Below are 16,052 nucleotides of genomic sequence, written 5' to 3'. Positions count from 1 at the left end.
AGATGATATCATCTATACCTCCAAGTCAGCATCGGTAAACGCCGACAGCAATATTTAATATAAAAAAACAGGGTTACCTTACTAATTTATGATAACCCTATTTCTCAAAAGATTAAATTTACCAATGAATAGTTATTTTTATAAGTTAGCGTATTTTGCAGATGTGGAAATGTAGAGTAAACAAATATAGAGCCTTTGCCGAAACTTCATTTACATGATGGTTTCATTTACTTTTCCACCTGTAACATTTATCGTAAAAGAATAATAAATAAGGATTATTCTATATCTCAACAGAATTTATTCCTCATTCTGTGACGGCGGAGAAAGATGTGCAGACAGATACTCTTTTGGAGACATTCCATAGAATTCCCTGAATGAATTAGAGAAATGAGACAGATTAGAAAACCCTATTGCATAGGCTACTTCCGAAATAGTAAGTTTCTTACCTGAGAGCAATGTTGCCGCCTGTCGCAAGCGGATACCTTTTATAAAATCGCGGGCCGACTGGTTTGTCAGTTCTTTCAGTTTGCGATGCATATGTACACGGCTCATTCCTACATTCATAGCCAACATTTCCACATTCAGTTCGGGATTGGGAAGATTTTCGTTTATAATCTTCATGATACGTTGCATAAGTATCTCATCCGAAGACTTCAGTTCTATCTTTTGTATTTTATCCTCGGGCTGCTGTTGTCCGCTGAACTTATTCTTCAGCCGCTCCCTGTTTTCAATCAGATTGGCTATGGTACTCTTCAATAGGTCTGTATTGAAAGGCTTGGAAACGTAAGCATCCGCGCCTATATCCAGACCTTCTATTTTATTTTCGGGAGTCGATTTTGCAGTGAGCAGAATGATCGGTATATGATTTATATTTATATTTTGTTTCACCTTACGTGAAAGTGTTATACCATCCATTTCAGGCATCATCACATCACTGATTATCAGATCGGGTTTTTCCGTCAATATCAGATCGAGAGCCTCTTTTCCATTCTCACTTGCTGTAATCCGATATTCAGACGACAATTCATCCTTAATATATTCCCGGATTTCATCTTCATCTTCAACTACCAGAATCCTGTATTTCGTCCGGGGTTTTATTTTTTTATCGCCACCTTCAACATCTATTTTATTCAGCAGTTCATTCGAGACATAGGTCGGAGAAATTCTTTCGGCCGCAACTTTATATTCTTCTCCATCTTCCAGTTCCCTGGCTACCAGATGATCGCTACCCAAAGGTAGCCGTATTATAAAACGAGTACCTGGCATGTCCGGTCTGTTTTCGGCGAAGATGGTTCCATGATGCAACTCCACTAAGGATTTAGAGAGATGCAAGCCTATACCTGTTCCGAAATTAGAATTAGTAAAATCATTGCTTATCTGATAGAAACGTTCAAAAATCTGCTCTATTTTACCCTTATCGATGCCTATACCATTATCCGTTACTGAAATTTCAAAATATCTCCTCAATGCTCCCTTTACATTTTCATCTTGGCCTGTAGATAGATCAATAGTTATATTACCATTATCCGGTGTATATTTAAAAGCATTTGATATTATATTCAGTAAGACTTTATCGAAGTTGTTCAAATCGATCCACACATTCAGCTTATCCACCTCATGCCTGAAATTGAAACTGATATTCTTTCTTTGAGCTGAATACTCAAACGTCATCATCAGGTCGTCTATAAATCCTATAATATCAGTTTCTCTAAAATGCAACTGCATTTGTCCCTTATCCAGTTTACGAACATCCATCAGTTGGTTTATAAGACGAAGAATCCGCAGGCCGTTCCGGTATATCATCACATAAGTCTTTTGCAACTTCTGATCTTTATTTTCCGATAACAACTTTTCCAATGGATTTATAATTAAAGTCATCGGAGTGCGTATTTCATGCGAAATATTAATGAAAAACTGTAGTTTGGCTTCATTTATCTGTTCCAGATGCTGCCGCCTCATTTCCTCCTGACGGTGACGGATACGGGTATAGATATAATTTGCAATAAACAAAATCAACAAGACACTCAACACTGCATAGGCGGCATATGCCCATGGAGACTGATACCACGGAGGTGTAATTATTATCCTTATTGTTTTTACATCCGAATAATTATCATGGTCTTTCGCCCTTAATTTGAAAGTATATGTCCCCGGATTCAGGTTTGTATAGGTAACACGTCCCATACCGGGATAGGAATTAAGCCAGTCCTGACTGATTTCTTCAATCATATATTGATATACAATGCGCTCAGGGTTCGAAAATTCCAGTGCCGAAAATTCTATACTGAATGTATTGTCTGTGTAAGCCAAAGTAAACTGATCTGCATCCATAACCGATGTAGATACAATCTCGTTGCCGCCCGATTTATCTCCCATTTTTATTGCCCGGTTGAATAGAAAGAAATCCGTAATCAACACTTTTAACTCTTTCTTGGCCTCGGTTATATCCTTTGGATAAAAACTGGTGACCCCATAAATACCACCAAAATATATTTTACCGGATGTATCCTCAAACTTTGCTCCACGAGTGAATTCATTACCCTGTAAGCCGTCACCTGTATAATAATTGATGAAGCGGTTTTCGCTGGCAATAAACTTGCTAATACCAAAATAGGTACTTATCCAGATATTACGTTCACTATCTTCCCGTATACCACATATAACATTGTTGGGTAATCCGTCTCTGGTCGAATAGCTTTTGACCGATTGCTCTTTCTTATTAAAGATATTCAATCCGTCGGACGTCCCTATCCAGATATTACCGTCCTTATCTTCAAAGAGGGTATATGCCACTGTATGTGGCAATATTGTATTCTGACTGAGATAATTCAAAAAGGTGTTCTTTTTCGGATTATAGCAACTTACTCCTTTATAATGTGCGATCCAAATCAGCCCTTCACTGTCGAACAGGATATCGTTGATCCAATCATTACTCAGTTCATCTATAGAAAAGTCATCATTCTCACTTTTCCGCGATTCATAATGAGTCATTTTCCCACTTGCCAGATTCAACCTGAAAAAGCCGGAACCATAGGTACCTATCAACAGGTTCTTCTCGCTGTCTTCGGCGATACAGTATATCTTTTCATTTAGCAATTCCGGAATATATTCACAGTTTCCCGTCTTCCGGTTGAGTTTTGCCAGTCCTTTAGTATATGAACCTACCCACATGTTACTGTTAGAGTCCTCAAAGATACTAAGTATGATATTTGAAATGGATGACGGTGAAGAAGTCTGCATAAAGTGAGCAATCCTTTCTCCTTTATTATTAATTCCGTATATTCCTTCATTATCTGTACCTACCCATGTGATGCCTTCCCTGTCTTTATAGATAGACATTACCGAACTGGAACCGATAGGGTTATTCTTTAATGATTTGAATCCGTAATAATCAAACTTCTTCTCCGTACCGGGAATAAATATTATCCCTTTCTGAAAAATACCAAGCCAAAAGTTATTATCCCTGTCCTGAAGAATCGAATGAACTTTCCCTTTCGAAAAATCGAATGGAGCAGAACTGATTTTATAATCTTCAACAATATTCCTCTCCCTGTTGTATAGCTTCAATCCCTGCCCGTCTGTGCCTATATACAATATATTTTCTTTGGTCAGCAGCAAGTCTTTAATCAGTAACTGCGCATTATTGTCGGAACCTATTGCTTCAAATGTCTTTGTCTGCTCATTATACTTATTCAGCCCTCCTGTTAATGTGCCTACAAATATATTACCTTGTTTGTCTTCTGTTATGGATGAAATATTATTGCTACTTATATTAGCAGGGGCAGTAAACGTTTTTATCTGACCTGTAACAGGATTGTAGAGATTCAGCCCGTTATTTTCAGAACCTATCCAAAGATTCCCTTTCGAATCTTCAAAAATCGAGTTCAGATAATTACTAACCAGCAGGTTTGTCAGTTGCAGATTCGCGCGAAATTCTCTTTCTCCTTTCTTGATGAGAAATATCCCTTGACCCGAAGTTGCCACCCAAACATCTCCATTCCGGGTTTCTATCATGCGGGTGATATGAGGCGAAACCAGGTTTCTTTCTTTGTACATTTTTATTTCCCTGAATGAATTCGTCGCCCAGTCATATTTCATCAGGCCATTGATACATCCTACCCAGAAATTACCGGGGCTATCTTCGAATATGGTTCGTACATAATTATTTTTCAGGGAGGTTGAATCTTCGGATGAATGCTTGTAGATATTGAACTTCATTCCGTCGAATTTATTCAATCCGTTTTCGGTCGCAATCCACACAAATCCTTTCTTATCCTGATATACCTGATTAATAAGACTGTTTGATAAGTCTTCGTCAGGGGAATAGAATCTACCTATTTGTGAAAATATATAGGAATTTGCGACAAGGAAAAAAATACATATCAGAACAAATACTTTTATCCTCGTGTTCTTTGTTGTCATGGCTATCCAGATATTAGAAGCAGTATAGATGCAAATATAAAAAAATAATAAGGAATATGTAATTTTCAAAAGCGAATGTAACGTAGAGAAAAGTATATGTTATAGTTAAAAAGCGGATGTTACACAGACGAAATTATATGATACACTTATTCTGCATAAAAAAAATAGATCTTTATAAGTTTGTACTACATAAAATCTAAGCGGATTGACTAATACAGCGCCATACCTTAAATTCTAAATTATTTATATCTATGAAAACTTAGAACTTCCAGAATCGAAAAGAAAATAACCTATTAATAATAGTAAATAATGAATCTTAATCATGAGAAATGCAAGAATTTTTAAGTCTTTGAGACTTTTATTTTTATTTTTTCTTATCCCGACTTTAGCTTTTTCTCAAAACATTTCTGTAAATGGAGTAGTGAAAGATATTGCGGGAGAACCCATTATCGGGGTCAGTGTAGTAGAATCGGGTACCACTAATGGTACTATGACCGATACTGATGGTAAATTTTCCATTTCAGTATCCCCTCAATGTAAACTTACTTTTTCGTTTATCGGATTTGTAATGCAGACGATAAACGTTTCTGGCAGGAATCGTATAGATGTAATACTCGAAGAGGACAACAAGATGCTCGAAGAAGTAGTGGTAATAGGATATGGTACTCAACGAAAAGAAGCTGTGACAGGTTCGGTGGCTTCCATGCAGGGGAATGTAATCCGTCAAATACAGACAGGAAACGTTACTTCTGCCCTTGCAGGACGTGTGGCAGGCGTACAATTGTCGCAGGCAAATTCCAAGCCCGGCGCCGATATGCAAATCCGCATTCGCGGTACTCGCTCGCTTACCGGAGACAACGCACCGCTGGTGGTACTGGACGGAATACCCTTTGGCGGAACGATCGGGGACATTAACCCGAACGACATCAAAAGCATCGACATCCTCAAGGACGCTTCGGCTACTGCTATTTATGGTTCGCGCGGAGCGGGCGGTGTGGTCATCGTTACCACCTATAAAGGAAATATAGGAACCAAACCCAAAGTAACCTATGATGCATATTATGGTGTGAAAACGCTTTATCACCGGTATCCAATGATGAACGGAGATGAACTGTACCAGCTGCGCAAAGATGCAGGAATCTACAAAGACACAGAAGGTAACCCGACAATGGGAACCGATGAAGTACTGGGAACAAATACTGACTGGCAGGATCTGATGTTCAAAAATGGTATAACCACAAATCACTATGTAAGCATTTCGGGAGGAAACGATTCCGGCAGCTACAATGTAGGTACCGGTTATTACAAAGATCAATCCTTGGTTCCGGGACAAGACTACAGCCGTATCAGCCTGCGTGCCACCATCGACCAGAATATTGGCAAATACCTGCGTTTCGGGCTGACTACCAACAACAACTATAACATTACCAACGGACAGAATCTCGGATTGTATAATACGCTGGCTACTTCGCCTTTGATTAATCCGTATAATGCAGATGGCAGTTTGAAGCCTACAATACATTCTTTTATGGATGATTATTGGACTTATACGCGTAATACAGTTGAGAATTTGGGCGATTCGTATGCGGACAATCAACGCGGGTTCGGTTCCTATAACTCGCTGTACGGAGAAGTGAAGATTCCGGGAGTAGAAGGTTTGAGCTATCGACTTACTTTGGGTCTGGATTATCGCAGCAACCAAAGGGGACAATATAGAGGGGCAAATGTCTTCAGTGCTACGGCAGCGGCATCTAGCGCTTCTTTGGACAAAAATCAATATTACAAATGGGCTATCGAGCATCTGATTACCTACGAAAAAATGTTTGGAAAGCATCACCTGACATTGAACGGCTTATATGCATCCGAACAAAGCCATTACGACCGCTCATTAGTAAGCGCAACCGATCTTCCGTCCGACCAGTTCCAATATTGGAATATAGGGCGTGCTCCATCCGACAAAATTGTATATAATCCCGACAACCAAGACTTTTGGGAACGCGGATTGCAATCGTATATGGCCCGCGTAATGTACGACTACGATTCACGCTATATGTTGCTAGCCTCTATGCGCTGGGACGGCTCGTCCGTATTGGCGGCCGGACACAAATGGATCAGCTACCCGGCCTTCTCCGCTGGTTGGAACATCGCGAAAGAAAGCTTTATGGAAAGTACCTCCGGTTACTTGGATAACCTTAAACTGCGTATCGGTTGGGGGATAACTTCCAACCAATCAATCAACCCCTACACAACACTCGGAAGCCTGGGTACCCGTCCATACAACTTCGGTGACGACAAAACCACCGGTTTCTACGTAGCCACAACTCCTAACCCCGAGTTAGACTGGGAATATACAAGAACATGGAACTTTGGTTTAGATTTCAGCTTTTTGCAAAACCGCCTGTCGGGAACAATCGAATATTACGATGCCAGGACCGACGATATTCTTCAGAGTGTAAATCTGCCTTCTACAGCCGGCGTAGGCAGTTATCTGGCCAATATCGGAAAGATGAGCAACAAGGGCGTTGAAATAAGCCTGAACGGTGTCATTTTCGACAACAAGGACGGATGGTCGTGGGAAGCCGGCGTCAACTTCTATACCAACCGAAACAAAATCACTGAACTCGCCTCCGGACAGAAGGAAGATCCTTCAAACTGTTGGTTTGAAGGATATCCGGTGAATTCTATTTTCGATTATAAAAAAATCGGATTGTGGCAAGAAGGCGATCCTTATCTGGATATTTTAGAAAATAATAGTGGGTCCGTAGGCATGATTAAAGTGGAATATACCGGCGACTACAATGCAGACGGAACACCGGTTAGAGCCATTGGCGCCGCCGATCGTCAGGTAATCAGCGCCGATCCCGACTGGCAGGGCGGGTTCACAACACGGATCGCTTACAAAAACTGGGATTTGAATATCATTGGTACCTATCAGCACGGCGGTATTCTGGTGAGTACGCTTCACGCTACCAACGGTTATCTGAATATGCTGTCAGGACGTCGCGGAAACGTAAAAGTAGATTACTGGACACCGGAAAATACCGGTGCCAAATATCCGAAACCGGGTGTAGCCATGAGTGGAGACAATCAGAGATACTCCAGCACGCTGGGATATTTTGACGCTTCCTACTTTAAGGTAGGCCAAATTACGCTAGGCTACAATTTTGACCCGAACGCCAACTGGTTTAAAAAGATCGGTCTCAGCAACGCCCGCTTGTACTTTACGTTGCAGAACGCATTTGTACTGTTCTCTCCGTATAACAAAGAAACAGGCTTGGACCCGGTGACCAATTCTTATGGAAACGAAAATGCGGCAGTAACCGGAAGTCTCCCTTACAGGGCAAACACGATGCTCACGGTAGGAACAAACACGCCGCAAACCCGTAACTTATTGTTTGGTTTGAATGTATCTTTCTAATTATTTAATATCAAATCTTAAGATATGAAAAATATAAATTTCAAAAACATTTTGGGGACTGTTGTCTTAGCTTTATTGACTGTTTCCTGTTCCAATAGTATTTTGGATGAAACACCACGTACCGACTATACCCCCGATTTCTTCAAAACCGAAGAGGGTATACAGGGCGGGCTGACTTCACTGTATGCGCATACACGCTATTTTTACGGGCAATATTATTATATGGTATGTGAATCCGGTACAGATGAATATACATTTGCACAAAATTCCAATGGCAACAGTATAGATCCCGATCTGACTATCGGTTCTTCATCAAACCTGAATGCTTCTACCAGTCGCGGGGATGCACTTTGGAATGCAGTATATTCCAATATCAATACCGCCAGTGGCATAATCGAAAACGCGGCGGCTGCGGGCAAGTCGGAATCTCTGATTTCGGAAGCACGCTTCTGGCGGGCATTCGACTACTTTATGCTGGTGCAAACCTTTGGCGGAGTACCATTGGATCTGGGTTCGGGTGTATTGAAATTCAATACTACTCCATCGCGGACATCGGTACGTAACACCGTACCTGAAGTATATACACAAGCCGTTTTCCCCGATCTGAAAACAGCTATTGACAATCTGCCCGATGCCGGCCGTGTTACCGGAGGCGTGACCAAAACAGCAGCTCGCCTGTATTTGGCGAAAGCTTATTTGACTTACGGCTGGTGGCTACAAAACCCCGGCAATATTCCGACTTATCCTGATAGTCAGCGTACCGACCCGGACGGGCACGATGCCGCCTGGTACTTCCAGCAGGCCTATAATGTCGCTCTCGACGGAATCAGTAATCCCGGTCCTTTCAGGTTACAACCTACATTCTACGATGTAAATCTGGCTCAAAACGACCGCAATAATGAAATTGTATTGTACAGCGACCACATCCAGGATGAATATTACAATGGATCAAGTTTATCGTATGCTACCGGTGGTGCACCGGATAATTTCGCAGGGTGGTTTACTACCTGCAATTATACCCTAGTAAGGAGCTCTGGTATAACTTCTGTCGACCGTGAAGCAGTCCAGTGGGGAGGCCGTCCTTGGACCGCTTTAGCCCCGCCTTACAAAGTATTTACCAACACCTTTGCCGATAAAACCAACGACAGCCGATATGATGGAACTTTCGTGACTGTATACCCGTGCAACGTGGATAAAGTAGCGGGTAGGCAAAATCCGGTCATCAATGCTAACGGTATGCCGGTAAAGAGCGGCGAACCAATTTTCACATTTCTGGATGAGGAAAACCCGAATGTGGTGTATCCAAGCGGTGCTGGAAGCAGCAGCATAGGAGGCGGTACATTACCGGGCCGGGCCGACTGGGTTATTAACCCAAGTGGTATTAGTCGTATTTTTTATCCAGGCCTTTGGAAGCTGGGTCCTTACCGTACCGATAACGCCGGAGGTCTGGGACAACCGAATGGTGGAAGCACTCGTCCGTGGAACATTGCCAAATTCTCTGAACTATATCTGATCGCAGCCGAAGCCGCCGTGAAGGGAGCGACCGGTTCAATGAGTGCGCGCGACCTGGTAAATGTACTGCGTGTACGCGCCGGAAAATGGAGATACAGCAACAACGGACAATGGAGCATGGGTGGAGACGGAACAAAAATAGCAGACAACAGTGCGGCCATGACGGCGGCGACTCCTGCCAATATCGACATCGATTATATTCTAGCCGAACGCAGCCGCGAATACTACGGTGAAGGCTACCGCTGGTACGACTTGGTACGCACGCAAAAATGGACTGAATATGCCTCTTCATACACCATTTGTGGCTCGGCTGTAGGTGATCACACACAAGTGGAATACAAACGCAACATTCAACCATTCCATTATCTGCGTCCGATTCCGCAGGGACAACTCGATGCCATGACCATGAGTGATGCCGAAAAAGCGGCTTACCAGAATCCGGGATATAATAAATAGAGTCGCGGGTAAACTGAAACTGTGATAAATAAGGGGCTGTGAATAAAGCAGCCCCATTTTTAAGCGAACCATGAAAAAACTCGATCTAAGCATTCTCTTTTTATTTTTTGTATTGCTCGTCAATGCCCAGTCTGCAAAGAATCCGCTTATCTTTGCCGATGTTCCCGATATGTCGATGGTACGTGTCGGCGACACTTACTATATGAGCAGCACAACGATGCACATGGTACCGGGTGTTCCGATAATGAAATCGAGTAATTTGATTGATTGGGAAATAGTAAATTACGCTTATGATACCTTAGCCAATATCGACGCGATGAATCTTACCAACGGCAAAAACGCTTACGGGCGCGGTTCATGGGCAAGTTGCATCCGTTATCACAACGGGAAATTTTACATTACCACTTTTTCACAGACTACCAACAAAACTTATATTTATATCACTGACGATATTGAAAACGGCCCGTGGGAAACACGGACGTTTACACCTTCCCTGCACGATCACACGCTTTGGTTTGACGATGATGGTAAGGTTTATATGATTTACGGAAATGGAAAATTATCCATTACTGAACTCGAACCCGATTTTTCGGGAATAAAGCCCGGCACAAACCGTGTTTTGATCGAAAATGCGAGCGCGCCGGCAGGCAACGATATCGCTTTGGGAGCAGAAGGTTCGCAACTTTTCAGGCACGGTGGAAAATACTATCTTTTCAATATAACATGGCCTCGCGGCGGGATGCGGACGGAAGTTGTTCACCGGGCAGACAGCCTGAATGGAAAATGGGAGGGCCGCCTGGCTTTCCAAAATTCAGGGATAGCGCAGGGCGGTATTATCGAAACGCCTGGTGGGGAATGGTTTGCTTACCTTTTCCGCGATTACGGAGCCGTAGGGCGAATCCCCTATCTTCTTCCGATGAATTGGGAAAGCGGATTTCCAAAAATCGGCATCGGTGATAAGGCCTCTGAAGAGTCCGGCTTACCCGGTAATAAAGGGTTAATACCCGGGATTGTGAATTCGGACGAATTTGACAGGAAAGAAGGCGACCGGGCCTTACCACTTGTATGGCAGTGGAATCACAATCCGGACAATACATTGTGGAAAGTGGAAAACGGTTATTTGCGCCTGACGACAGGACGCCTCGACAATAATCTCGAATTAGCACGAAACACACTGACACAGCGCACCATTGGCCCCGTTTGTTCGGGAACGATCAAAATGGATGTTTCAGGAATGCAAGACGGTGACTTTGCCGGTTTGTGCCTTTTGCAAAGCCATTACGGGCAAATAGGAATAAAGGTGAGCGGTAGCCGGAAATCTATATATATGAACAATACCTCGTCGGGCAAACCGGTAGAGCAGGAAGAAATCCCCTTCGGGGAAAAAATAGTTTACTTTAAAGTAGATTGTGATTTCAGGGAGAAAACCAATTTGGCATACTTTTATTACAGTCTTGACGGGGAGAAGTGGTTCTCGGCAGGAAAACCTTTGAAGATGAGTTACACATTGGACCATTTTATGGGCTATCGTTTCGGATTATACAATTACGCAACAAAAAATACCGGAGGATATGCAGATTTTGATTATTTCAGGATCAGTAGGGAAATCACCGTAAACCGGACAAAAGAAGCGAATGGCACTCGACATTTGGTAAAATATGACAAATAGTGTATGATAAGACAAGATGCATTAATAAACGATAAATATCTGTAATCACTTACAATACAAAAGATAATGAGAAAAAAATCCGTATTCGTTTTAATTTTAATTTGTTCTGTTTCCTTTGCCTTCGGGCAAAACAGGGAGAAGATCGACATTAATGAAGGTTGGCGTTTCTTTCGTTATGAAAACAATCCCGACAGCTTGATTTATGATGAGCGCCCGGCTGTTTTTGACAAAAACGATGTTAAGGATGCCGATACTCGCGCCACTTTGCAAAATCATGGAAACGCTTCGAATAAATCATTGAAAATGTATATCTTGCCAACAGCAAACGAATTTATAAAAGACAAAAATAAACATTATGAGCGTCCCGACGGTAATCCGGGCAAAGATTTCCCATTCGTTAAAAACGATTTTAATGATAGTAACTGGCAATATATCGATTTGCCACACGATTGGGCAATTGACAAACCTTTTTACACCGAAGAAAATGCTATTGTCGGTGGTGGAATGGGAAGATTACCGGTTCAGGGTGTCGCTTGGTATCGACGGAAAATCGACATTCCGAAAAGTGATTCAGGCAAAGAGATTTACCTCGACATTGACGGAGCGATGTCTTACGCAATGGTTTGGCTCAATGGGAATCTGGTTGGAGGCTGGCCTTACGGTTACAATTCTTTTCGCCTTAATCTTACACCTTTTGTGAATTTTGAAGGAGATAATCAGTTGGCCATCCGGCTGGATAATCCTACAAATTCTTCACGCTGGTATCCGGGTGCAGGCATCTATCGCAATGTTTGGCTCGTAAAGATAAGCCCTGTTCATGTAGCACATTGGGGAACATTCATCAAGACCGAAAATATTTCGGAGAAATCCGCTACAATAACTATTTCCATTGATATAGACAATAACTCAACAAAAAATCAAGACGTCGAAATCCTGACCGACATTTATCGGTTGGACAATAACTTAAAAATATCAGGAAATAAAGTTGCAACTTTTCCGAAGCAAAATATCGTTATCGAGGCAAGAGAAAAATCGAAAATCAGAAATACCGTAAATATCAAGAATCCTTTGCTTTGGGGGGTATATCCACAACAGGAGCAAAATATGTATCTGGCTGTAAACCGATTATTCATAAACAATAAATTAATTGATACATACGAAACAAGATTCGGCATCCGGGATATTAAGTTCGATGCAAAAGAAGGGCTTTTGATAAATGGTGAAAAGATTCGCATTCAAGGTGTAAATCAGCACCACGATTTGGGTGCTTTAGGCGCAGCGTTCAATCTTCGGGCAGCTGAACGACAGTTGGAAATGTTACGCGAATTAGGATGTAATGCTATTCGTTTGGCCCATAATCCTCCTGCACCTGAATTACTTGAACTAACTGATAGAATGGGGTTTCTGGTAATTGACGAAATTTTCGATTGTTGGGAAAAAGGTAAAAATCCACTTGACTTCCACCTTATTTTCCCCGACTGGTATGAAGCGGACATCCGCGCTTTTATTCGCAGAGATAAAAATCACCCTTCCATTATTGCATGGAGTTTTGGCAATGAAGTGGGCGAACAGTACACAGACGAATCGGGTGCGGCTGTCGCATGGAAATTAGCGGCTCTTGTAAAAGACGAAGATAGTACACGACCAACAACCGCTTCGATGAATTTTGCCAAACCTGATATGCCTTTCCCGCAAACGATGGATATTATTTCACTTAACTATCAAGGCGAAGGAATACGAGATGCGGCGGCATATTCTCATCTGAAGGGGATAAGAACACCACCGCTTTATCCTGCTTTTCATCAGAAATTTCCCGACAAAATGATTGTCAGTAGTGAAACAGCCTCGGCACTCAGTTCGCGCGGTACATATTTTTTCCCGGTATTCGCAGGAAATAGCGCGCCTGTAAGCGAAGGTTCGGGTGGAAATGATACACTGAGGCAAGTAAGTGCTTATGAACTTTATACCTCTCCTTTTGGTTCGTCAGCCGACAAGGTTTTTGCTATGCAAGACAATCATCCGTTTGTCGCAGGCGAGTTTGTCTGGACAGGTTGGGACCATTTAGGTGAACCAACACCTTATTATTCCTCACGTAGCTCCTATTGCGGAATAATTGATTTGGCAGGTTTTAAAAAAGATAGATTTTATCTCTATCAATCGCGTTGGCGTCCCGAGTTACCGACAGTTCACATTTTACCGCATTGGAATTGGGAAAGCAGGACAGGGCAGATAACGCCTGTTCATATTTTCACCTCGGGCGACGAAGCCGAACTTTTTCTGAACGGAAAATCGCTGGGAAAGAAGAAAAAAGATAAGTTTGAATACCGATTACGTTGGGATAGTGTTGTTTATGAGCCTGGCATATTGAAAGCTGTCGCTTACAAAGACGGTAAGCAATGGGCTATTCATGAAGTGAAAACCACAGGTATACCTGTAAAAATAGCGCTTTCTGCAGACAGAAATGTAATTGATGCCGATGGTAAAGATATTTCGTTTGTTACGGTAAGAATTTTAGACAGCGACGGAAATCTTGTTCCAAACGCTGACAATAAAATATGGTTTGAAATTTCGGGAACCGGAGAAATTGTTGCTACCGACAATGGAAATCCTGCTGATATGATTTTATTCGCGTCAAAAGAGCGTAGTGCTTTTGGGGGGCTTGCACTGGTAATTATACGAGGAAAAAAAGGGAAAGAAGGTGAGATGAAATTAACAGCAAGGAGCGAAAGGCTTGATAGTGGTTCTGTAATTATAAGCAGCCGGTAGGCCGGAAAATAAAACATGAAACAGCACCTTCAGAGTCAGGAAACCGGTATAAACAAAAGCGGCATATTCGTCCCGATGCTTGACAATTTTAGCGCCTTTCATGTAGAACTGTAAATTATAAGTAATGTAATTTAGATATGAGAACAAAAGACTTGTACACCTGTTTGGCAATGTTAATACTAATAATAGCCTTTCCCCGCACCGGAAATAGCCAGACAGCAGATTTTCACTATTTTCAATACAAGGGACAAGATGCCTGTTTCGCACAGGCTATAAACGACACTTTTAACTAAATTATTTACGCATGAAAACAACCTTTTCTTCAAAAGTAGTAGCCTTACTATGTACTGCGATTTTACTATTTGCATGTAGCGAAATAGATGACTTAAATTTAGATTATGAGTTTGCAAAAACGCAAGAGGTTTCAGACCAAGTTAATGAAGAAACATTTGTTTCTTTGGACAAGGCCACAGCGGTTGCTGATTTGTTTTTCAGTAAGCTAACCGAAGGTAATGTTTCAACAAGAAGTGGTTTGAAAGCTCAGAAAGGTAGTGCTTTGGTTGAAACATTAAGAGAAAGTAGCAACCCTTTAATGTATATTATAAATTATCCGGATGGGGGATTTGTTATCATGGGAACTACAAAAAATTATTATCCGGTTTTGGCCTACTCGGACAAAAATTCTTTTGAGATAACACCCGACATGGATGGTATATCCGACTGGTTGGAGGAAACAAAAGAAGCAATCAAAACAAGTGATGCATTAAATGACACGATTAAGACTGCAATGCAAAATCTCTGGAAAAGTTACGAAACAGCAGATATTTCTTCACCTCGGGAAGCACAGGATGCACGGCTCAAAAGTGCCAGCAATGGACAGATAGCTTGTTGGAATCGATGTGATGAGCTCCAAATGCAATATATGGGCGAAGATTGGAATTTTTTACCATTATCTCAAACTAAACAGATATTTGAAGATGCCGGATTTTTTGGGGTATATGAAGATTTATGTTATGGCGCAGAATTTAATAAATCACCATTTAATTGTTCAGTTGTTGGTTGGAGAAATATATATAAGAACGAACAGGTTGGCCCTTTGTTGTCTACCCAATGGCATCAAAATCCGCCTTTTAATGATTTGTGTGACGGCCACTCCGCCGGTTGTGGCGCCATAGCGGTTGCTCAAGTCATGAAGTATTATCAATATCCTTCAACATTCACACTGAACGGTTATACCTTCAACTGGAACAATATTCCTGTATCTCCAAAATCAGGTTCAGACCAAGCTGCTTTGGTTAGACTTGTTGGTGGTTTTGTGAACGTGCATTATGATTCTTTCGGTTCTTGGGCGACTCCCGGCGATATGGAAAGTGGTATTAGACTTCTCGGCTATAACGTGACTCGCGCCAGTCATAACTACGAATCAGTAGAAAAACAACTTCTTACTTATAAAAGACCTGTTATTATGGGAGGTAATGCTACCAATCTTTCTTTTCTTCCCGGGTCTCTCGAATATATCGGCAATAGCCATTACTGGATTTGCGATGGCGCGCGTAGATTAACAACTAATCAGATAGAATATTTTACAGAGTGGCAACCTAATGGAAACGGAGTTTTCACCCCGGGTTGGAATTCAATCAATTCTCCGGGCTTATTAGGCGGAATAGTTTATCTGTATTTCCATATGAATTGGGGTTGGGGTGGAAAAAACGATGCCTGGTTTGCTTTCAACGATGTAAATTCAGGCAATGGCAATTACCAACATTCAAGGCAAAATTTCTATATTACTAAACCGTAAATATAAATGCT

6 protein-coding genes are annotated in these 16,052 nt (G+C 41.8%); 5 read left to right on the top strand and 1 reads right to left on the bottom strand.

The window, feature by feature from the left end:
• Positions 1-297: 297 nt before the first annotated feature.
• The gene (locus tag IR083_RS21760; RefSeq protein WP_194225905.1) at positions 298-4,422 is read right to left on the bottom strand and encodes a two-component regulator propeller domain-containing protein; all 4,125 of its coding nucleotides are present in this window, start codon (positions 4,420-4,422) and stop codon (positions 298-300) included.
• Positions 4,423-4,744: 322 nt separating this feature from the next.
• Here IR083_RS21760 and IR083_RS21755 point away from each other — a divergent pair, with 322 nt between their 5' ends.
• The 5 genes from IR083_RS21755 (at position 4,745) to IR083_RS21735 (ending at position 16,041) form a co-directional block, all read left to right on the top strand.
• Positions 4,745-7,840, top strand: a complete 3,096-nt coding sequence (locus IR083_RS21755) for a SusC/RagA family TonB-linked outer membrane protein (protein ID WP_194225904.1) — start codon at positions 4,745-4,747, stop codon at positions 7,838-7,840.
• Between the two features lie 24 nt (positions 7,841-7,864).
• A complete protein-coding gene (locus IR083_RS21750; RefSeq protein WP_194225903.1) occupies positions 7,865-9,808 on the top strand; it encodes a RagB/SusD family nutrient uptake outer membrane protein in 1,944 nt (647 codons plus the stop codon).
• A 70-nt stretch (positions 9,809-9,878) separates the two neighbouring features.
• The gene (locus IR083_RS21745; RefSeq protein ID WP_194225902.1) at positions 9,879-11,477 is read left to right on the top strand and encodes a glycoside hydrolase 43 family protein; all 1,599 of its coding nucleotides are present in this window, start codon (positions 9,879-9,881) and stop codon (positions 11,475-11,477) included.
• Positions 11,478-11,543: 66 nt separating this feature from the next.
• Positions 11,544-14,243 (top strand): beta-galactosidase GalB, encoded by a 2,700-nt coding sequence (gene galB, locus IR083_RS21740; protein ID WP_194225901.1) that lies wholly within the window; start codon positions 11,544-11,546, stop codon positions 14,241-14,243.
• Between the two features lie 304 nt (positions 14,244-14,547).
• Positions 14,548-16,041, top strand: coding sequence for a C10 family peptidase (locus IR083_RS21735; protein WP_194225900.1), 1,494 nt, complete (start codon positions 14,548-14,550; stop codon positions 16,039-16,041).
• Positions 16,042-16,052: the final 11 nt, after the last annotated feature.

The organism is Dysgonomonas sp. GY75 (assembly GCF_015234155.1).
GTDB lineage: Bacteria > Bacteroidota > Bacteroidia > Bacteroidales > Dysgonomonadaceae > Dysgonomonas > Dysgonomonas gadei.
This window is presented reverse-complemented; position numbering and strand designations above follow the sequence as displayed.